A 19,893-nucleotide genomic window follows, 5' to 3' on the forward strand; every position below is an offset into this window, starting at 1 on the left:
TGCCGCCCACGATAGGTTGACGCACCGGGCGTCGGCCGGCGCCGTCACATGAGTGAGGGGACCACCATGAAACTCAGCCAGGACACGTTGTCGGACCTGCCCGCCGAGGTGTCACGGCCGACCTACGACCGATCGCGCCTGAGCCCGGGCATCGTGCACTTCGGCGTCGGTGGCTTCCACCGGGCCCACCAGGCGATGTATCTCGACCGACTCATGGACGCCCTCCCTGAGAAGACCCACGACTGGTCCATCGTCGGGGTCGGCACCATGCCCGGCGACGCCAGGATGCGCGACGCGATGGCCGAGCAGGACTGCCTCTACACGATGGTGGTCAAGCACCCGGATGGAGCGCTCGAGCCCCGCGTCATCGGGGCGATGTCGGCCTACCTCTTCGCGCCCGACGACCCCGAGGCGGTCCTCGACCAGCTGACCGACCCGGACGTCCGGATCGTCAGCCTGACGATCACCGAGGGCGGCTACCACGTCAACCAGGTCACCGGAGACTTCGACCCCACCGACGAGGCGCTCCAGGCCGACATCGCGGGCGAGGGTGCACCACGCAGCGCCTTCGGGTTCATCGCCGAGGCGCTGCGTCGGCGTCGCGCCGCGGGCACCGAGCCGTTCACCGTCATGTCGTGCGACAACCTGCCCGGCAACGGCGACGTCGCCCAGAAGATGCTCGCCTCCTTCGCCCGGATGCAGGACGAGCAGCTCGACGAGGGTGCCGCCGCGGACCCGCTCGCGGACTGGATGACCGAGACGGTCGAGTTCCCCAACTCCATGGTGGACCGGATCACCCCCGTCACGACCCAGGACGACATCGACGCGCTCGCGGAGCGCTTCGGCGTCGAGGACGCCTGGCCGGTCGTCTGCGAGCCCTTCACCCAGTGGGTCCTCGAGGACCACTTCACCTCAGGTCGACCCGCGTTCGAGGAGGTCGACGTCCAGGTCGTCGACGACGTCGTGCCCTACGAGCTGATGAAGCTGCGCCTCCTCAACGCGAGCCACCAGGCGCTGTGCTACCTGGGCTACCTCGCGGGCCATCGCTACGCGCACGAGGTCGCCCAGGACCCCCTCTTCGTCGACTTCCTGCTCGGCTACATGGAGCACGAGGGCTCCCCCACGCTCCCTGAGGTCCCTGACGTCGACCTGGCCGAGTACCGACGCACGCTCATCGAGCGTTTCGCCAACCCCGAGGTCCGCGACACTCTCGCGCGGCTGTGCGCCGAGAGCTCGGACCGCATACCGAAGTGGTTGGTCCCGGTCATCCGGCACAACCTGGAGCACGACGGGCAGATCGAACGCTCGGCCCTGGTGGTGGCCGCCTGGGCGCGGTATGCCGAAGGCGTCGACGAGCAGGGCGAGCCGATCGAGGTGGTGGACCGCTACCGGGACAAGGTCATGGCCGCGGCGGCCAGGCAGGGCGAGGAGCCGCTCGCCTTTCTCGAGGACGAGACCTTCTTCGGCGACCTCGCGGAGCAGGAGCGCTTCACCGAGGCCTACACGCACTTCCTGACCAGGTTGCACGAGGTCGGCGCACGCACCACGCTTGAGGACCATGACTGGAGCTGAAGCCACCCTGGTGGCCGGCGTCGACACCTCGACGCAGTCCTGCAAGGTCGTCGTCTGCGACGCGGACAGCGGGGAGATCGTGCGGCAGGGGCGCGGGAGTCACCCGGCCGGCACGGAGGTCGACACCGAGCACTGGTGGACGGCCTTCGAGGAGGCCACCGCCGACGGCCTGCTCGACGACGTCGCTGCCCTCTCGGTCGGTGGCCAGCAGCACGGGATGGTGCTGCTCGACGAGGACGACCGGGTGGTCCGCCCGGCGCTGCTGTGGAACGACACCCGGTCCGCCACGGCGGCGCAGGAGCTCGTCTCCGAGCTCGGCGGTCCGGAGGCATGGGCCGAGCGGGTCGGGGTCGTGCCGTTGGCCGCCATCACCGTCAGCAAGCTGCGCTGGGTGGCCGAGCACGAGCCCGAGCACCTGGCGAGGACGGCGACGTGCGTCCTGCCCCACGACTGGCTGACCGGTCAGATCGCGCGGCGTCTCGGGGGCGAGGCGGCGGGCTGGACCACCGACCGCGGCGACGCGTCGGGCACCGGCTACTTCGACGCCGCCACCGACGCCTACGACCTCGAGCTGGTCCGGCTCGCGACCGGCCGCGAGCTGTCTCTGCCCCGGGTCCTCGGTCCGGCCGAGCAGGCCGGCACGACGGGGGCAGGCGCGCTGCTCGGTCCGGGCACCGGCGACAACGCCGCGGCGGCGCTGGGCCTGGGGCTGCGACCCGGCGACGTGGTGATGTCCCTCGGGACGAGCGGCACCGCGTTCGCCCGGCACGAGGCACCGAGCGCGGACGCCACGGGCGAGGTCGCGAGCTATGCCGACGCGACGGGCCACTTCCTCCCGCTCGTCTGCACCCTCAACGCAGCCCGCGTGCTCACCGCCGGCGCCGCCGTGCTGGGCACCGACCTCGCCGGCCTCGAGCGGCTGGCGCTCGCGGCGGCGCCGGGTGCCGGCGGGCTCACGCTGCTGCCCTACCTGGACGGCGAGCGCACGCCGAACCTTCCGGAGGCGACCGGCACCCTCTCCGGTATGACGCGCGACAACCTCACGCCGGAGAACCTCGCCCGGGCGATGGTCGAGGGGATGCTGCTCGGCGTCGGGGCCGGGGTCGACTCCCTGCGGCGGGAGGGCGTGACCGTCGACCGCGTGCACCTCATCGGCGGCGCGGTCGCCTCGCGGGCCGTGCGGGAGATCGCCGTGGACCTGCTGGGCGTGCCTGTCGTCGTGCCCGAGCCGGGCGAGTACGTCGCGCTGGGCGCGGCGCGTCAGGCGGCGTGGACCCTCCGGGGCGAGGAACCGGGCTGGCCGGTCCCGACCTCCGAGGAGCTCCGGGCCCGCGAGGCCGACGGCGCCGACGAGGTCCGCGAGCGCTACCGTGCCCTGTTCGCCGCCATGCACCGCGTCTGAGGCCGCCTCCTCCTGCTCCCGCGGGTCCAGCACCCGCAGGGGTCACTGGGTGTAGAAGGCGTCCAGCTGGTCCTTGTACTTCTTGGTGACCGTGCGCCGCTTGAGCTTCATGCTGGGCGTCAGGTCGCCGTCCTCGATCGACAGGTCGTGGTCCAGGATGTGGAACTGCTTGACCTGCTCGTGCCGCGCCAGCTGGGCGTTGAGCTGGTCGATGTGGCCCTGAACCATCGTCCGGGCGGCGTCCGAGGTGACGATCTGCGCGTAGGAGTCACCGGCCATGCCGTTCTTGGCACCCCAGGCGGTGATCGCGTCCTGGTCGAGCGTGACGAGCGCCGAGACGAAGTTGCGGCCGTCACCCTCGACGATGAGCTGGCTGGCGTAGGGGCAGATCCCCTTGAAGAGGGACTCGATCCGGGACGGCGCGACGTACTTGCCACCTGAGGTCTTGAACAGGTCCTTCTTGCGGTCGGTGATGCGCACGTAGCCGTCGGCGTCGATCTCCGCGATGTCTCCGGTCGCGAGCCAACCGTCGTCCAGCACCTCGGCGGTGGCCTCCTCGTTCTGGTGGTAGCCGGTCATGATGCCCGGTCCACGCATGAGCAGCTCCCCGTCCTCGGCGACCCGGACCTCGGTGCCGGGCAGCGGCCAACCCACCGTGCCGATCTTGTTCATCCCGGGCGTAGGCCGGTTGACCAGGGAGGCCGCGCTGGACTCGGTGAGCCCGTAGCCCTCGATGATGGTGAGTCCCATGGCGTCGAACCACCGGGCGATGTCGTGGTTGAGGACGGCGGAGCCGGAGATGAAGAAGCGGATGCGGCCGCCGAAGCGCTCCCGGATCTTGGAGAGGACCAGCTTGTCGGCGACGGTGTGCTTGGCCTTGAGCAGCCCGCCCGGCTCACCGCCTGCGGCGCGGATCTGGGCCACTTCGGTGCCGACCCCGCTGGCCCACCCGAAGAGCTTCTCCTTCACGCCGCCCTCGTCGGCCATCATCATGGTGATCCGGCCGTAGGCCTTCTCGAAGATGCGGGGTGCGGCGCCCATGAAGGTCGGCTGGACGACGGCGAGGTTCTCCACGATCTTGTCCACCCGGCCGTCCACCGCCGTGGGGAAGCCGATCTGCAGGGGCAGCACCAGCAGGCACTTGGCGAAGACGTGCGCCAGGGGCAACCAGAGGTACTGCAGGTCCTCCGAGCTGAGGATGTGCACCGCGTCGACCGCGGCACCCTCGTAGGTCCACGCCGAGTGCGGGAGCCGCACGCCCTTGGGGCGCCCCGTGGTGCCGGAGGTGTAGATGATGGTGGCCAGGTGGTCCGGGGTCAGGCGGTCGATGCGGGCGTCCACCACGCCGGCCTCGGCCTCGAGCCGGGCCCGCCCGAGCTCCTCCAGCTCGCCGAGCGAGAGGACGTCGCCCCCGTCACCTGGCCCGTCGATGACGACGATCTTCAGGACGTCCCCGAGCTCGGCCCGGTGCTCCAGGACCTTCTCCACCTGCTCCTGGTCCTCGGCGAAGACCACCCGGCTGCCGGAGTCGGTGATGATGAAGGCCACGTCGTCCGAGAGGGTCGTGGGATAGATCGTCGTGGTCGCCGCGCCCGCGCACATGACGGCCAGATCGGTCAGCACCCACTCCAACCGCGTGGAGCACGCCAGCGCCACCCGCTCCTCCGGCTGAATGCCGAGCTCGATGAGGCCCGCCGCGAGGGCATAGGCACGGTCGCCCGCCTGCTGCCACGACAGCGCCGGCCAGGAGTCGCCCTCCGGGTAGAGGAAGGCATCGGCGTCGGGCGTGGCTCGGACACGGTCCCGGAAGAGGTGCCCCACACTCGCGGCGCGGTCATCGATCACAGCATGGTTCGGCTTCTCATCTTCGAGGCTGGCCACGGCAACTCCTCACGTCGGATGTCCAGTGGGTGCTCATCTTGGCAGGTCTGCGGGGCGGTACCAAGGTGGACGCACCGGAGCGGGGTCTCGAGCGCTCGCGCAGGCCAGCAGACCGAGGGCCAACCAGCAGGCGAGCATCGAGGATCCGCCGTAGGAGACGAAGGGCAGCGGAAGTCCGGTCACCGGCATGAGTCCGAGGTTCATGCCCACGTTCTGGAAGGTCTAGAACGCGAACCAGCACGCGACCCCGACCGCGACCAGGCGACCGAAGGGGTCCTCGCTGCGCAGCCCCACCACGAGGGCCCGCAGCACGAGGAAGCCGAGCAGCACCACCAGCCCGACGCACCCCAGGAACCCCAGCTCCTCACCGGCCACGGAGAAGATGAAGTCGGTCTCCTGGAAGGGGATGAAACCGCCCTGCGTCTGCGGCCCCTCACCGAGCCCCGTTCCGGACCATCCGCCGGAGCCGATCGCCAGCCGCGCCTGCCGCGTCTGGTAGCCGATGCCCTCCGGGTCGAGGGAGGGGTCACGGAAGGCCAGCAGACGATTCACCTGGTAGGGATCGAGCAGCGGCACCGCGAGGGCGGCCATGACGGCGACCGTCGCGCCGGCGACCGCCGCCGCCGTCCACCGCCACGAGGCTCCGGAGGTCGCGACGACGCCGATCGTCAGGACCCCCAGGACCAGGGCGCTGCCGAGGTCCGGCTGCAGCATGATGAGCCCGATCGGCAGCCCGGCCAGCAGCCAGGCCGGGACGACCTCACGCCAGCCGGGCGGACCGTAGGGGTCCCGGCCCTCGGCCAGGATCATCGCCAGCCCGATGACCAGCCCGATCTTGGCCAGCTCCGCCGGCTGCAGCGAGAAGCCGCCCGGGAGGAACAGCCAGGACCGTGAGCCGTTGACCGTCTGCCCCAGCGGCGTCAGCACCAGCACCAGCCCGGCGACCCCGGCCAGGGAGATCCACGGGGCCACCGCGCGCAGCCAGCGTGCGTCCACCGCCACGACGGCGAGGGCGAGCGCCAGCCCGATGGCGGCGTTGACCAGGTGCCGCACCGCGAGCGCACTCCCCACCGAGGTATGTGTCGCCGACCACACCAGCAGGGCCCCCACGAGGCTGAGCCCGAGCCCGGCGACGAAGGGCGCCCAGTCAGTGCGGGCGTAGCGGTCGCGCACGGCGTGCGCCATCGGCCGGCCCCGGCTAGCCCGGCCCGGCGAGGAGCAGGTCGCGGCTGCGGTCGACGTCGTGGGCCATCTGGGTCATGAGCTCCTCGAGGGAGTCGAAGCGCACGTTGCCCCGCAGGCGTTCGATGAAGTCGATCCACACGACCTCGCCGTAGAGCTCCAGGTCGGTGCGGTCGAGCACGTAGGCCTCGACCGTCCGCTGCTCCACGTCGTCGAAGGTGGGATTGGTGCCGACCGAGATCGCGGCGGGCAGGCGCCGGTCGGCGTCGCCCTGACGCAGCGCGGGCCGCTCGAGCCACCCGGCGTAGACGCCGTCCGCAGGCACCATCCCCGTGCTCTCGAAGGACAGGTTGGCGGTGGGGTAGCCCAGCTCGCGTCCACGGTGGTGGCCGTGCACGACCTCGCCGGCGACGCGGTGCGGCCGGTCCAGGATCTCCCGGGCGGCGGCCATGTCACCGTCCACGAGCGCCTGCCGCAGCGCGGTGGAGGACCAGGTGCGCAGGCCCCCGTCGAGCGCGCCGGCGGTGTCCTGGACGACGACGTCGAAACCGTGCAGCTCCCCCAGCTCACGCATGGTCGCGACGTCACCGGAGTTGTTGAGCCCGAAGCGCGTGTCCTGCCCCACGACGACGACATCTGCGCGCAGGCCGTCCACGAAGGTGTCGACCACGAAGTCCTCGGGCGACAGGCGCGCATACTCCTTGGTGAACTCGATGACCACCACGGCGTCCAGCCCCGCCTGCTCGAGCAGGTCGAGCCGGTGCTCCAGCCCGGCGATCTCCTTGGGCGCGCGCTCGGGGTGCAGCACGGCGACGGGATGGGGGTCGAAGGTCACGGCGACCGACGTCAGGCCCCGCTCGCGAGCCAGGTCGGTGACGGTGCGGAGCACCGCCCGGTGGCCGCGGTGCACGCCGTCGAAGTTGCCGAGGGTGGCGACGGTCGGTCCGAGGTCTGCGGGGACGTCCTCGAGGCTGCTGAGGCGATGCACGGCGTCACTCTAACTGTCGCTGGCGGGTGCCAGGACCACGTGCGCCCGCGCCCGCTCGGCGGTCTCGTCCAGCACCGCCACGAGTCGTCCGTCAGGCGCGAGCGCCGCGACGGGATCCGGTCGCCCGGGCTGCGCCGAGTCGATCCGCTGTCCGTAGCCGAGAGCCCGTGCCTCCCGCTCGTCCAGCTCGCGGACCGCGAGCGTCGCGCGCGCCGCGTCGGCCAGACCCACCAGCCGGGATGCCACGCCGTCCTGCTGCGCCGCGAGCTCCGTGAGGTGGTCGAGGGTCGCGGCGTGCGCGAGGGTGATCCCGCCGACCCGGGTGCGGCGCAGCGCGGTGAGGTGCCCACCGGTGCCGAGGGCGGCCCCGAGGTCGCGCGCCAGCGCACGGACGTAGGTGCCCGAGGAGACCGTGAGCCCGACGTCGAGGTCGACGTAGGTCGGACCCGCCTCTCCCGCAGGCCGGTCGCGACGCAGGTCGTCGATCTCGAAGCGGCTGACGGTCACCGGTCGCGGCGCCAGCTCGACGTCCTCCCCCGAGCGCACCCGCGCGTAGGAGCGTCGTCCGTCGACCTTGATCGCGCTCACGGCGCTCGGCACCTGCTCGAGCCGGCCGGTCAGCCCCACGACCGCGGCACGCACGGCGTCATCGGCGAGGTATGCCGCATCCCGCGTCTCGATGACCTCACCGTCGGCGTCGTCGGTGACGGTGCGCTGCCCCAGGCGAAGGGTGGCGTCGTAGTCCTTCTCGGCGCCCACGAGAAAGGTCAGCAGCTTGGTGCCCCGCCCGACGCCGAGCACCAGGACGCCGGTGGCCATGGGGTCCAGCGTGCCCGCGTGCCCCACCTTGCGGGTGCGGCAGAGGCGGCGGGCCCGGGCGACGACGTCGTGGCTGGTCCACCCGGTCGGCTTGTCGACCACGAGCAGCCCGTCCCCGACCGGGGGCAGCCGCTCACCAGCCATCGCTCACCGCTCCCCGGATCCGGGATCGGCGCCCTCGGCGTCGGGCGCGACCTCACGCGGCTTGCGGTAGGGGTCGGCCTCGCCGGCGTAGCCGGTCTCACGCCGGGCGGCGGCCAGCTCCGCGTCGCGGGCGGCCACCTCCCGCAGCAGCTCGTCCATGTGCTGGGCGTCCTCGGGGAGGGCATCCAGGATGAACTCCAGGGTCGGCGTGAGCCGGATCCCCAGCCCCTTGCCGACGAACGAGCGCAGGCGGCCGCGGTAGTCCTCGAGGATCTCGGCGGCGGTCTCGCGGTCCTCGTCGGTGCCGAGCACGGTGTAGAAGACGCTGGCGTGCTGGAGGTCTCCGGTCACGCGGACGTCCGTGATCGTGACGAACCCCACGCGCTCGTCCTTGACCACCTGGGACAGCCCCTGGGTCACGAGCTGTTTGGTCCGCTCGGCGATCCTGCGGGCACGTGCCTGGTCGGCCATGGGTCCTCCTCGGGTCGGTGGATCGTGGTGCGTCGTGAGCCCGCCCATCCTACGGACGGTGCGGCCTCACCCGGAGACGGCACGACGCGCCCGGCCTCGAGGACGGGCGCGTCGTGCGCGTCGGACTCACCGGGATCAGGTGCGGGGAATCTCCCGCATCTCGTAGGTGGTGATGACGTCGTCCGGCTGGATGTCGTTGAACGACCCCAGGTTGATACCGCACTCGAAGCCCTCGCGGACCTCGGTGACGTCGTCCTTGAACCGACGCAGGCCGGCGATCTCCAGGCCCTCGGTGACGACGACGCCGTCCCGGGTGATGCGGGCCTTGGCGCCGCGCCGGATCTCGCCGCCGCGCACGAGGGCACCCGCGACGTTGCCGAACTTGGAGCTGCGGAAGATCTCCCGGATCTCGGCGCTGCCGGTCTCGACCTCTTCGTACTCCGGCTTGAGCATGCCCTTGAGGGCGTTCTCGATGTCCTCGATGGCCTGGTAGATCACCGAGTAGTAGCGGATCTCCACGCCTTCCTTGTCGGCGTAGTCGGCGTTCTGCCCCTCGGCCCGGACGTTGAAGCCCAGGATGATCGCGTCGGACGCGACCGCGAGGTTGATGTTGTTCATCGTGATCGCGCCGACGCCACGGTCGATGATCCGCAGATCGACCTCGTCGCCTACGTCGATCTGCAGCAGCGCGTCCTCCAGCGCCTCCACCGAACCGGACACGTCGCCCTTGAGGATGAGGTTGAGCGTCTCCACCTTGCCCTGGGCGAGCGCCTGGTTGAGGTCCTCCAGGCTGATCCGCTTGCGCGACTTGGCCAGCGCGGCCTGCCGGTCGGCAGCCTCACGCTTCTCCGCGATCTGCCGGGCCGTCCGGTCGTCCGGCGGCACCACGAAGGTGTCGCCGGCCCGCGCGACGGTGTCGAGGCCCAGCACCTGCACCGGCCGGGAGGGCGTGGCCTCCTCGACGTTGTGGCCGTGCTCGTCGAGCAGGGCCCGCACGCGTCCGTGGCTCGAGCCGGTGACGATCGAGTCGCCGACCCGCAGGGTGCCCTGCTGGACCAGCACGGTCGCCACCGCGCCGCGGCCCTTGTCGAGGTTGGCCTCGATGGCGACGCCACGGGCGTCCTTGTCAGGGTTGGCCCGCAGGTCCAGCGCCGCGTCCGCGGTGAGCAGGACGGCGTCGAGCAGCTCGTCGATGTTGAGCTGGTTGCGCGCCGACACGTCGACGAACATCGTCTCGCCGCCGAACTCCTCAGCCACGAGGTTGTACTCCGTCAGCTGGCCGCGGACCTTGTTGGGGTCGGCGCCGTCGACGTCGATCTTGTTGACCGCCACGACGATCGGCACGTCGGCCGCCTGGGCGTGGTTGAGCGCCTCGATCGTCTGCGGCATCACGCCGTCGTCCGCGGCGACCACGAGGATCGCGATGTCGGTGACCTTCGCCCCGCGGGCACGCATGGCGGTGAACGCCTCGTGACCCGGGGTGTCGATGAAGGTGATCGCGCGCTCGGCACCCTCGTGCTCGGTGTGCACCTGGTAGGCACCGATGTGCTGGGTGATCCCACCGGCCTCGTCGGCGGAGACGTCGGCTTGCCGGATGGCGTCCAGCAGTCGCGTCTTTCCGTGGTCCACGTGACCCATGACGGTGACCACCGGCGGCCGTGCCTCGAGGTCGTCGTCAGACTCGGCGTCCGCCTCGGCCTCCAGGTCGATGTTGAAGGAGCTGAGCAGCTCGCGCTCCTCCTCCTCCGGCGACACGACGCGGATGTTGTAGTCCAGTTCGGCACCGAGCACCCCGAAGGTGTCCTCGTCGAGCGACTGCGTCGCGGTCGCCATCTCACCAAGGTGGAAGAGCACCGTCACCAGCGAGGCCGGGTCGACGTTGATCTTGTCGGCGAAGTCGGTCAGCGAGGCACCGCGGCGCACCGTGATGGTGGCGCCGTTGCCGCGCGGGATGCTGACACCGCCGATCGCGGGGGCCTGCATCTGCTCGAACTCCTGGCGCTTGGCGCGCTTGGACTTGCGCCCGCGGACCTTCCCGCCGCCTCGACCGAAGGCACCCTGGGTGCCACCGCGGCCGCGCGGACCGCCACCACGGCCACCGGGGCCACGGAAACCGCCGCCGGGGCCGCCACCGGGTCCACCGGGACCGCCGCCCGGGCGCCCACGGCCTCCGCCGCCACGCGTCGGGCGCTCACCCGGACGCGGCACGGCCGCCTGCGCGGGCATCATGCCCGGGTTCGGGCGCGGCCCACCGGGGCGCGGCCCACCCGGGCGGGGACCGCCCGGACGGTCGCCGCCACCACCACGGGTACCGCCCGGTCGCGGCATGCCCTGGCTCGTGGCGAACGGGTTGTTGCCGGGTCGGGGGTTGCCGGTCCGGTCGCCGCCGGAACCGCCGCGGCGATCGCGGGACTGACCCATCCCCTGGTTGGAGCTGAACGGGTTGTTGCCCGGTCGCGGACCGGGCTTGGCGCCCGGCTTGGCCGCCGGGCGAGGCGCCTTCGGCGTGGCCTTGGCCGCCGGGGCCTCCGGCTCGGCCGGATTCGGGGCGGGACCCGGGGTGGGTGCCGGGCCGGGGGTCGCCGTGGGCGCGGCCGACTCCGGCGCAGCCTGCTCGGGCGCAGCCTGCTCGGGTGTCGTGGCCGGCGCCGCGGGACCGGGCTTGGGCGCGCCGGGGCGGGCCGGGCCGGGGGTCGGCGGCGCCGAGGTGCTGGCCTGGGCCGGCTTGCCCGGCTTGGCTGCCGTCCCGGACGGCGTGGCGGGGGCCTTCTTCTTCTCGTCGGCGCCCTGGGCGGCGGCCGGCGGGTTCTCCCGGATCTTGCGGACCACGGGGGGTTCGATCGTCGACGACGCCGACCGGACGAACTCTCCCTGGTCCTTCAGGTGGGCGAGCAGCTCCTTGCTCTCGACCCCGAGCTCCTTGGCGAGCTCATAAACCCTGAGCTTTGGCACGGTGTGGTGTCTCCTTGGTGGTTGCGCCACGGCCGTGCCCCGCACAGGGGACCACCGTGACTAGTGCTGGTGGGTGCTCATCGCTGAGTACTCATCGGGTGCTCATCAGCGTCAAACCCGCTTCCGGTGTCCTCGATGACAGATCCTGGAGGGATCCGCCCTTGCTGCGGCCAGGTCGGTCGACCTGGCCGGTCTGTCACGTGCACTGCTCCTGCAGCCAGCTCTGCACCGCGTCGGCAACCGGCCGGCTCCCCGCCGGAAGGCGGAGGGCCCGGGCGAACGCACGACGGGCGAGCGCGGACGACAGGCACTGAGGGTCGAGGTGCAGGTAGGCACCCCGGCCCGGACGGAGTCGGCGCGGATCAGGGAGCACGACCCACCGATCGGTGGTGTCGTCCTGGGACGCGACGACCCGCAGCAGTGCGGTCTGGTCCGTCCGGCCCCGACATCCCACGCAGGTCCGCACGGGAGTGTGACGGTTCCGGACAGTGCCCTCCACTCTACACGCCGGGCGCCGGGGCCCCCGCCTCGGACCCGCCGCCGGCCGGCTTCTGAGCGGCCTCGTGCTCCTCCTCGGTGTCCGCCCGAATGTCGATCTTCCACCCGGTCAGCCGGTTGGCCAGGCGGGCGTTCTGTCCCTCGCGTCCGATCGCCAGCGAGAGCTGGTAGTCGGGGACCACGACGCGCACCTGCTTGGTCTTCGGGTCCACGACCCGCGCCGAGATGACCTTCGCCGGCGAGAGTGCCGCCGCGACGAAGCGGGCCGGGTCGTCGTCGTAGTCGACGATGTCGATCTTCTCTCCCTGCAGCTCGGTCATCACCGCCCGCACCCGTTGACCCATCGGACCGATGCACGCGCCCTTGGCGTTGACGCCCGGCACGGTCGAGCGGACCGCGATCTTGGAGCGGTGCCCGGCCTCGCGGGCGATGGCCGCGATCTCGACAGTCCCGTCGGCGATCTCCGGCACCTCGAGCGCGAAAAGTCGTCGGACGAGGTTCGGATGAGTGCGGGACAACAGGATGTGCGGGCCGCGCATTCCCCGCTTCGCGCTCACCACGAAGCACCGCAGCCGCTGACCGTGCTGGTACTGCTCCCCCGGCACCTGCTCGGCGACGGGGAGCTCGCCCTCCACGGTGCCGAAGTCGACGTTGACGAAGCGCGAGTCGTTGGACTGCTGGATGATGCCCGAGGCGACATCACCCTCACGCGCGCGGAAGTCCCCCAGCACCGCGTCGTCCTCCAGGTCGCGCATCCGCTGCGTGATGACCTGGCGTGCCGTCGAGGCCGCGACGCGGCCGAAGCCCTCTGGGGTGTCGTCGTACTCCGGCAGCGACTCGACCTCGACCTCGCCACGGGTGCCGTCCTCCAGCACCGGCGGCTCCTCGCGGGCCCAGACCGTGACGTGCCCCGACGCGCGGTCCAGCTCGACGCGGGCGTGACGGGCGTGGCCCTCCAGCCGCTGGTAGGCCGAGAGCAGCGCCTGCTCGATCGCCTCCACGATGACGTCCATGGGGATCTCGCGCTCCCGCTCCAGCACGCGCAGCGCAGCCATGTCGATGTCCATCAGACGTCCTTTCCGTCGGGACGGGCGAACTCCACCTGGACCTGACCCTTGGTCACGTCCTCCAGAGGGAGCGGCGCGGGGCGATCCTCCAGACCGAGACCCTCGGCGCCGGCGGAGGTCAGCCTCGCCGTGGTCGTGGTGCCGTCGGCGAGCGTGACCTTGAGCAGGCGCCCGACGTTGCGGCGGAACTGGTCGACGGTGGTGAGCGGCCGGTCGATCCCCGTCGAGCTCACCTCGAGGGTGTAGGGCCGCTCCCCCATCACGGCACAGGAGTCCATCGCGGCCGAGACGGTGCGCGTCGCCTCGGAGACCTCGTCCAGGCTCAGTGGCTCCACCGGGCTGGTGGTGTCGTCGGCCGACAGGTCGGCGAGGTCCCGCGCGAGCAGCACCCGCACGAGGCGGCGGCTCCCGGCCTCCTGCACCGTCACGGCGTCGATGACGACGCCCGATCCCGCGAGCGCCGGTGCGGTGTGCTCCGTGATCGTCGCGGCGGCTGCCCGGGCGTCCATGCGGTGCTCCTCTGCTCTTCTGCTGTCACGCGGACCGGCACCCATCCTGGAAGTCCGAGGTGGGTCACGGGCGGGAGGCACCCGTCGGTGCCCGGCCGGTCCGACCGGACCGCCCACCTTACCGTCTGCGATGATCGGCGTCATGCCTGCCACCCTTCCCTCGCGCCGCGCCCTGCTGCGTGCTGGTGGGCTGGCGTTGGCCGCGGCGACGCTGACGGGGTGCAGCGGCGACCGGTTGCGCACGCCGTGGTCGCCCGACCCGTCCGGCGACGCCTCGGCCACCTCGGCGCCGCCGGACACCGACCTGCTGGTGGCGGCGCGCGGCCGGGTGGTCCGCTACCGCGAGCGGCTGGGGCAGGTGGCCCCGGAGTCCTCGGGCCAGCGAGATACGGCCCGCCTGCTCGAGGACCTCTGGGCGACCCAGCAGGACCGGCTGGACCAGATGCTCATCCTCTCCGGGACGGCCCTGCCCGAGGCGACCACCAGCACCCAGGAGCCCGCTGCGTCGACCGGCGCCGCGAGCGGCGACCGTGCGGCCAGCACCAGCGCGGGCCCCGGCGTACCACCGCTGGACCTGGGGCGCGAGCTGCGTGACGATCTCGCCGACGCCACCAGAGAGGTCGGCCGCTCCACGGCCACCCACCGCGCCGTCCTGGTGTCGCTCGCCGCCCAGCACGCCGTGAGCGCCGGCCTGCTCGGGGCTGCTCCTGAGTGGCCCGAGCTCGCGGGCCCCACCGGTGCGGCGGCCGTGCCCGTGCTCGCCACGACCCGGCCCGCCGTCTTCGGGCTGGAGGTGGTGGCAGCCCGGTCCAACGGCGAGGAGCGGGAGCGCTACGAGCAGGTGCTCGCCGCGGTGCAGGCGGCGACGCGCTCCCTCACCACGCTCGCCGGTGACGCGGCCCCGGTGCCGCCGCTGGGCTACGACCTGCCCGAGCCGCTGACCAGCGCGGGTGCGCGACGTGACCTCGCCCGCGCTCTGGTCGGCGACATCGCCCCCGCGGTGCTCTCCGTCGCCGCGCGCACCGGCGACGCCGAGGACCAGAACGCCTCGCTCGTCCGCTTAGTGGCCGACGCGACCCGCTGGGGCCGGCGCTTGGGCCGGGACGACGAGGCCTACCCGGGCATGACCCTCCCCTGAGTCGGCCCGTCAACCGGCCTTCCGAGCGGTGGCACGGTGCATCGCGCGCAGCGAGAACCACGATGTCCACCCGAGCACTCCGACGCCGGCGGCGATCCACGCCCACGAGGGCACCGGCCCGCCCGGGGTGTCTCCCGGTCCCTGTCCGGCGGCGACGAGGGCGACCGCCACCGCGAGCGTCAGTCCGACCACGACGACCAGGCGAGGGTCGGTGGGACGACGGCGAGGACGAGTCCGGCACGGCCGGCCCTCGGGTCCCGCAGCCACCCCCGCACCAGGAGCGCTCGCACCACGAGCAGGACGAGCAGCAGCACCAGCGCCCCTCCGGCCACCAGGCCGGCCCCGCGCCATGGCGCATCGGCTGCGCCGAGGGTCGCCGCGACCGTCTCCAGCTCGGGACCGAACCGCCCCAGCGTCTGGAGGAGGGCCAGGCCGGCCAGCGCCAGCAGGACCACGGGGGCCAGGAGCAGGGTCACCGCCGCCGCGCAGCCGAGGGAGGAGGCGACGCCGTCGACGGGGTCGCGTCGCGGTGCCTGGTCGTTCCACTCACCCTCGTGCAGCCCCCGGTGGCGGTCGTCCCACTGCTGCATCCGGTCGCGGTAGCCCTCACCCTCGGTCTGGGACATCGTGCTCACCTCGGTTCAGGGGGACCCCCACGGGCGGGGTCGGGCTGCTCACCCTAGCGCTGCGGATGTCAGGCTGGAACCATGGTGAACCGCCTCTCCGCCAGCACCTCGCCGTATCTGCTCCAGCACGCCGACAACCCGGTCGACTGGTGGGAGTGGGGCGATGACGCCTTCGACGAAGCCCGCCGTCGGGACGTGCCGGTCCTGCTGTCGGTGGGGTATGCCGCGTGCCACTGGTGCCACGTCATGGCGCACGAGTCGTTCGAGGACGACGAGGTCGCCGAGGTGCTCCGGGAGGGCTTCGTCGCCGTCAAGGTCGACCGGGAGGAGCGCCCCGACGTCGACGCGGTCTACCTGGGGGCCACCACCGCACTCACGGGCCAGGGAGGGTGGCCGATGACCTGTCTGCTCACTCCGGAGGGGGAGCCCTTCTGGGCCGGCACCTACCTGCCGCGCGAGGATCTGCTGCGCCTCCTCCGGGCGGCCGGGGAGCAGTGGCGGACCGACACCGCGCGGCTGCGCGAAGGTGCCGGCCGGGTCGTGACGGCACTACGGGAGGCCGACGACCGGGCCTCCGGACGCACCGGCTCAGGGTCTCCCCGGCCCGGCGCGATCGACGAGGTCGATCTGAGTGCTGCCGTGGCTGGGCTGGCCACGGACTACGACCCCCAGTGTGGCGGGTTCGGCGGGGCCCCGAAGTTCCCGCCGTCGATGGTGCTCGCCTTCCTGCTGCGGCACCACGGTCGCACGGGCGAGGAGCAGGCGTTGCGGATGGTGCGCGACACCTGCGCCGCGATGGCGCGGTCGGGTCTCTACGACCAGATCGGTGGAGGGTTCGCGCGGTATGCCGTGGACCGCGCCTGGGTCGTGCCCCACTTCGAGAAGATGCTCTACGACAACGCCCTCCTGCTCGGGGTCTACACCGACCTCGCGCGCGCGGACGCCAGCTCCCGGCCCCTCGCCGAGCGCGTGGTGCGTGAGACCGTGGAGTGGCTGCTACGCGAGCTGTGGACCGAGCAGGAGGCGTTCGCCAGCTCGCTCGACGCCGACACCGACGGGGTCGAGGGCGCGACCTACGTCTGGACTCCCGACCAGCTGCGGCAGGCCCTCGGCGCGGAGGACGGCGAGCGCGCCGCCGCCCTGCTCGGCGTGACGCCCTCGGGGACCTTCGAGCACGGCAGGTCCACGCTGCAACTGCGCACCGACCCCGAGGACCCGGCCTGGTGGGCCGGAGTCCGGCAACGCCTCGACGTCACCCGCAGCCTGCGGTCGCAACCGGCGCGCGACGACAAGGTCGTCACCGCCTGGAACGGCCTCCTCGTCGCCTCGCTGGCACACGCGGGCTGGGTGTTCGAGGAGGAGGACTGGATCGACCTCGCGGCGCGCTGTGCCAGCTTCTTGCTCCGCGAGCACCTCGTCGACGGGCGGCTGCGCCGCAGCTCACGCGACGGTGTGGTCGGCCGCGCGTTGGCCGTCGCCGAGGACTACGGCGCCCTGGCCGACGGGCTGCTGGCGCTGCACCGCGCGACCGGCGAGGACACGTGGCTCGACGAGGCGGGCGCGCTGCTCGACCGCGCGGTCGAGCTCTTCGGCGAGGACGCCGGGAGCTTCGCGGCTACCGGGCACGACGCCGAGCGCCTCGTGCTCCGACCCCGCGCCGACGGCGACAACGCCGAACCGGGCGGGCTGTCGAGCCTGGTCGTAGCCCTCGGCCGACACGGTGCCCAGGCGACCGACAGCGGCCGACTGGAGGCTGCCCGGGGGGCGCTGCGACACCTCGCCCCCCTGATCCGCCAGGCTCCGCGATTTGCGGGCTGGGGACTCGTCGCCGCCGAGGAGCTTGCTGCGGGACCGGTGGCCGTCCGGCTCTCCGCGGCGGCGGGCGGCACCGCGACGCGCGACGACCTCGGCACGGCGGCCCGGCACACCCCGGTCGGGGTCCTCGTGGTGGACGGCGACCGCGCGCTCGGCAGCGCGGATCCTCGGGTGGCCACCGTCTGCCGAGGCACGACGTGCGGTCTGCCGAGCAGCGCACCGGGCCACCTGCCACACTGAGAGCAGAGTTGCTCCCGCGCGGTGCCCCACTTCCCCGCGGGACGCTCGGCACGAGGTCGGCACGGACGACGAGGTGAGCGATGCGCAGGGATGCCCGGACCGCCGGGGCGATCGTCCTCGCCCTCTGCGCGGTGAGCCTGCCCGCGTGCACCCCCGGCGAGGACCTACCTGCCGAGGGCGGCACCACCGGGACCGCCGCGGCTCCTGCGCCGGACTCGACCGGCGACGGAGCTGGTGCCAGCGGCCCTGAGGACGGCGCCGCGACGGCCTCGTCCGACGATCCCGCGGCCGGCTCGCTCACTACGGACGACCCGGCCCGGCCGGTGGAGATCACTCTCGCGGCCACCGGCGACATCCTCGCCCACTCCACCCTCAACCGGTCGGCGAGCTGGTATGCCGGCGGCGCGGAGGGTGCCTACGACTACTCCCCCATGTTCGCGGACGTCGCTCCCCTGCTCACCGAGGCCGACCTGGCCCTGTGCCACCTGGAGACGCCGTTGTCCCCGGACAACACCAACCTGTCGGTGCCGGACACCCTGTCCTTCAACACGCCCCGCCAGATGGCCGACGCCCTCGCCGGTGCCGGGATCGACGGCTGCGACTTCGCCTCCAACCACACGATGGACCGCGGGGTGGCCGGCATCGCCGCGACCGAGCAGGTGCTGCGGGACGCCGGGATGGGGTATGCCGGGCCGCAGGCCGAGCAGTCGCGTGCCGGGGAGGCGGAGATCTACGACGTCGAGCCCGGCGACGGGGGCGCAGCAGCGCGGGTCGCCCACCTGGCCTACACCTACACCTATCCCAACTCCGGCACCCCGACGACCGACATCCCCCAGGAGGCGCCCTGGCTGGAGCAGGCCTCGTGGCCGGTGCTCGGGAGCGAGGGGATCGTGGAGCAGGCGCGCGCCGCGCAGGACGCGGGGGCCGACTTCGTGGTCGTCTCGATGCACTGGGGACAGGAGTACCAGGCGCAGCCGACCCAGGACCAGACGCGGATCGCGCGCGACCTGCTGGAGTCGGGGGCGGTCGACCTCATCCTCGGCACCCACGCCCACGTCATCCAGCCCTGCGAGCAGGTGTCCGGACGCCACGTGATCTATGGGCTCGGCAACTTCCTGTCCAACCAGAGCCCGCAGACCAACGTCAACCTCATCCCCGCCACCCAGGAGGGCATGGTCGCGCTCGCCACCCTGCGCCGCGACGCCGACGGCGTGGTCACCACCGCGCTGAGCTACCAGCCCACGCGGGTCGAGATCTCGCCCGAGATCGTCCCGAGCCACATCATCCGACTCGCCACGCAGCAGACCGCTCCCGAGACGTGGGAGCGCACCACCGCGACCGTGGACCTGATGGGCGGGTGCGGAGCCGCGCCCGTCAGCCCGGCAGGTCGACGCTGACCTGGCGACGCCGGCCCACGCGTCGTGCTGCCTCGGCGACCGTCACGAGACCGACCACGGCCGGCAGGGTGAAGATCGCGATCGCCGACCCCACGGACAGGGACGTGCCGGCCAGCGTGCCGACGGCGACCGGGGTGACGAGGTAGGCCACGCGCATCCCTGCGGTCATGGCCCCCAGGCCAGCACCGCGACGACCCGGCAGTCGTGCCGCTTCGTCGTAGAGGGTCGGCATGAAGGTCGCCACCCCGATCCCGACGAGCACGAAGCCGACGATTGCCGCCCCGGCCGCAGGCATCGACGTCGCGACGACGAAGCCCGCCGCCGCCAGGCCGACGCTGAGCCGGTGCAGCCCGACCCGGCCCAGGCGCTGCTGCAGCCAGTCGCCGCCGAAGCGCATGGCGGTCATGCCGATGGTGTAGGCGACGAAGGCCAGGCTCCCGACGGCAGCCGCGGCGCCGAAGTCGTCGGTGAGCCGGAAGGCCGCCCAGCCGCCGCCCGTGACCTCGGCGACGACGGCGAACATCCCGGCCAGGGTGAGCAGCAGCATGGGCAGCGCCCGAGCCGGTCGATCCGGACCCGTCGCCGCGTCGAGGTCGGCGTCGGCGTCGGCGTGGCCATCCTCGTCCTGACGCAGCAGGTGGCGGGTGACGAGGACCAGCGCCCCGATCATGACCGCTGCCACCAGCGCCAGATGCGCGAGGACGGACAGGCCCGCCGCGTTCGCCGCGACGGCACCCAGGCCGCCGGCGAAGGTGCCCAGGCTCCACAGCCCGTGCAGCCGGTTCATCACCGGGGTGCGTCGCCGGGCGCTGATCCACGAGCCCTGCAGGTTCATCGAGATGTCGACCATGACGTCGACGAACAGGTAGAGCAGGAGGCCGAGCAGCAGCACGACAGGCGACCTCGCCCACCCGATGAGCAGCAGCGCGCCCACCAGGAGCACCGCTCCGGCGATCAGGACGGTCCGCGTGGACAGCGCATGCACGACGCGCCCGGCGACCAGGCTGCCGGCGAGACCGGCCACCGCGGCCAGGGTCAGGATCAGCCCGAACTCGTCGACCGTGACCCCCACCCGGTCGCGGATCTGGGGTGCCCGGGCGATGAACGAGGCGGTCATCGCGCCGTTGACGAAGAACTGCCCGGCCACAGCGGCCAGGGCACGCTGGTCGAGCGGCGACAACGAACTCATGCG

At 72.6% G+C, this 19,893-nt stretch carries 16 protein-coding genes and 1 pseudogene; 5 read left to right on the top strand and 12 right to left on the bottom strand.

Translation table 11 applies throughout. The features are described from left to right. Positions 1-66 precede the first annotated feature (66 nt). Positions 67-1,572: a mannitol dehydrogenase family protein gene (locus AC5PYY_RS14105; protein WP_493897426.1), complete on the top strand. Its 1,506-nt coding sequence runs from the start codon at positions 67-69 to the stop codon at positions 1,570-1,572. Further along, the gene (xylB, locus tag AC5PYY_RS14110) at positions 1,559-2,974 is read left to right on the top strand and encodes a xylulokinase (RefSeq protein ID WP_493897427.1); all 1,416 of its coding nucleotides are present in this window, start codon (positions 1,559-1,561) and stop codon (positions 2,972-2,974) included. Before AC5PYY_RS14105 ends, xylB begins: the two co-directional genes overlap by 14 nt. Positions 2,975-3,016: 42 nt before the next feature. Here the strand turns inward: xylB and AC5PYY_RS14115 are convergent, their stop codons facing one another. From AC5PYY_RS14115 to rimP, 9 genes and pseudogenes are all read right to left on the bottom strand, one after another. Then, entirely contained in the window at positions 3,017-4,819 is a 1,803-nt protein-coding gene (locus tag AC5PYY_RS14115) for an AMP-dependent synthetase/ligase (RefSeq protein WP_493897428.1), read from the bottom strand. A 69-nt stretch (positions 4,820-4,888) separates the two neighbouring features. Beyond that, a pseudogene (rodA, locus tag AC5PYY_RS14120) lies at positions 4,889-6,040 on the bottom strand (rod shape-determining protein RodA). 13 nt (positions 6,041-6,053) lie between these two features. Further along, entirely contained in the window at positions 6,054-7,025 is a 972-nt protein-coding gene (locus AC5PYY_RS14125) for a bifunctional riboflavin kinase/FAD synthetase (protein ID WP_493897429.1), read from the bottom strand. 9 nt (positions 7,026-7,034) lie between these two features. Then, positions 7,035-7,988, bottom strand: a complete 954-nt coding sequence (gene truB, locus AC5PYY_RS14130; RefSeq protein WP_493897430.1) for a tRNA pseudouridine(55) synthase TruB — start codon at positions 7,986-7,988, stop codon at positions 7,035-7,037. Between the two features lie 3 nt (positions 7,989-7,991). Continuing rightward, positions 7,992-8,459 carry a 30S ribosome-binding factor RbfA gene (rbfA, locus tag AC5PYY_RS14135; protein ID WP_493897431.1) on the bottom strand — a complete coding sequence of 156 codons (468 nt, stop codon included), beginning with the start codon at positions 8,457-8,459 and terminating at the stop codon, positions 7,992-7,994. 135 nt (positions 8,460-8,594) lie between these two features. After that, the gene (infB, locus tag AC5PYY_RS14140; protein WP_493897432.1) at positions 8,595-11,411 is read right to left on the bottom strand and encodes a translation initiation factor IF-2; all 2,817 of its coding nucleotides are present in this window, start codon (positions 11,409-11,411) and stop codon (positions 8,595-8,597) included. Between the two features lie 196 nt (positions 11,412-11,607). Next, the gene (locus AC5PYY_RS14145; RefSeq protein ID WP_493897433.1) at positions 11,608-11,910 is read right to left on the bottom strand and encodes a YlxR family protein; all 303 of its coding nucleotides are present in this window, start codon (positions 11,908-11,910) and stop codon (positions 11,608-11,610) included. Position 11,911: 1 nt separating this feature from the next. After that, on the bottom strand, positions 11,912-12,976 hold the full coding sequence (nusA, locus tag AC5PYY_RS14150) for a transcription termination factor NusA (RefSeq protein ID WP_493897434.1): 1,065 nt from the start codon (positions 12,974-12,976) through the stop codon (positions 11,912-11,914). Then, on the bottom strand, positions 12,976-13,485 hold the full coding sequence (gene rimP, locus AC5PYY_RS14155; protein WP_493897435.1) for a ribosome maturation factor RimP: 510 nt from the start codon (positions 13,483-13,485) through the stop codon (positions 12,976-12,978). Before rimP ends, nusA begins: the two co-directional genes overlap by 1 nt. Before the next feature lie 142 nt (positions 13,486-13,627). Here rimP and AC5PYY_RS14160 point away from each other — a divergent pair, with 142 nt between their 5' ends. Continuing rightward, positions 13,628-14,623, top strand: coding sequence for a DUF4439 domain-containing protein (locus tag AC5PYY_RS14160; protein WP_493897436.1), 996 nt, complete (start codon positions 13,628-13,630; stop codon positions 14,621-14,623). Positions 14,624-14,632: 9 nt separating this feature from the next. Here AC5PYY_RS14160 and AC5PYY_RS14165 read toward each other — a convergent pair whose 3' ends face one another. Beyond that, on the bottom strand, positions 14,633-14,815 hold the full coding sequence (locus AC5PYY_RS14165; RefSeq protein ID WP_493897437.1) for a hypothetical protein: 183 nt from the start codon (positions 14,813-14,815) through the stop codon (positions 14,633-14,635). After that, positions 14,803-15,249, bottom strand: coding sequence for a hypothetical protein (locus AC5PYY_RS14170; protein ID WP_493897438.1), 447 nt, complete (start codon positions 15,247-15,249; stop codon positions 14,803-14,805). The genes AC5PYY_RS14165 and AC5PYY_RS14170 overlap by 13 nt, the downstream gene beginning before the upstream one ends. Positions 15,250-15,330: 81 nt before the next feature. On the opposite strand from AC5PYY_RS14170, the gene AC5PYY_RS14175 reads away from it, so the two are divergent. Continuing rightward, entirely contained in the window at positions 15,331-17,304 is a 1,974-nt protein-coding gene (locus AC5PYY_RS14175; RefSeq protein ID WP_493897439.1) for a thioredoxin domain-containing protein, read from the top strand. Positions 17,305-17,384: 80 nt separating this feature from the next. Next, positions 17,385-18,701 (top strand): CapA family protein, encoded by a 1,317-nt coding sequence (locus AC5PYY_RS14180; protein WP_493897440.1) that lies wholly within the window; start codon positions 17,385-17,387, stop codon positions 18,699-18,701. On the opposite strand, the gene AC5PYY_RS14185 is transcribed toward AC5PYY_RS14180, so the two are convergent. Then, positions 18,679-19,890 carry an MFS transporter gene (locus AC5PYY_RS14185; protein WP_493897441.1) on the bottom strand — a complete coding sequence of 404 codons (1,212 nt, stop codon included), beginning with the start codon at positions 19,888-19,890 and terminating at the stop codon, positions 18,679-18,681. The genes AC5PYY_RS14180 and AC5PYY_RS14185 overlap by 23 nt on opposite strands. Between the last annotated feature and the right edge of the window lie 3 nt (positions 19,891-19,893).

The sequence above is a fragment of the Serinicoccus sp. JS2-9 genome, from assembly GCF_059025165.1.

Excerpts from the sequence above, each read along its gene's own strand:
- rbfA (WP_493897431.1), bottom strand. The coding sequence starts at position 8,459 with ATGGCCGACCAGGCACGTGCCCGCAGGATCGCCGAGCGGACCAAACAG.
- AC5PYY_RS14175 (WP_493897439.1), top strand. The coding sequence starts at position 15,331 with ATGGTGAACCGCCTCTCCGCCAGCACCTCGCCGTATCTGCTCCAGCAC.
- truB (WP_493897430.1), bottom strand. The coding sequence starts at position 7,988 with ATGGCTGGTGAGCGGCTGCCCCCGGTCGGGGACGGGCTGCTCGTGGTC.
- AC5PYY_RS14170 (WP_493897438.1), bottom strand. The coding sequence starts at position 15,249 with ATGTCCCAGACCGAGGGTGAGGGCTACCGCGACCGGATGCAGCAGTGG.
- AC5PYY_RS14180 (WP_493897440.1), top strand. The coding sequence starts at position 17,385 with ATGCGCAGGGATGCCCGGACCGCCGGGGCGATCGTCCTCGCCCTCTGC.
- AC5PYY_RS14105 (WP_493897426.1), top strand. The coding sequence starts at position 67 with ATGAAACTCAGCCAGGACACGTTGTCGGACCTGCCCGCCGAGGTGTCA.
- nusA (WP_493897434.1), bottom strand. The coding sequence starts at position 12,976 with ATGGACATCGACATGGCTGCGCTGCGCGTGCTGGAGCGGGAGCGCGAG.
- xylB (WP_493897427.1), top strand. The coding sequence starts at position 1,559 with ATGACTGGAGCTGAAGCCACCCTGGTGGCCGGCGTCGACACCTCGACG.
- AC5PYY_RS14160 (WP_493897436.1), top strand. The coding sequence starts at position 13,628 with ATGCCTGCCACCCTTCCCTCGCGCCGCGCCCTGCTGCGTGCTGGTGGG.
- AC5PYY_RS14185 (WP_493897441.1), bottom strand. The coding sequence starts at position 19,890 with ATGAGTTCGTTGTCGCCGCTCGACCAGCGTGCCCTGGCCGCTGTGGCC.
- rimP (WP_493897435.1), bottom strand. The coding sequence starts at position 13,485 with ATGGACGCCCGGGCAGCCGCCGCGACGATCACGGAGCACACCGCACCG.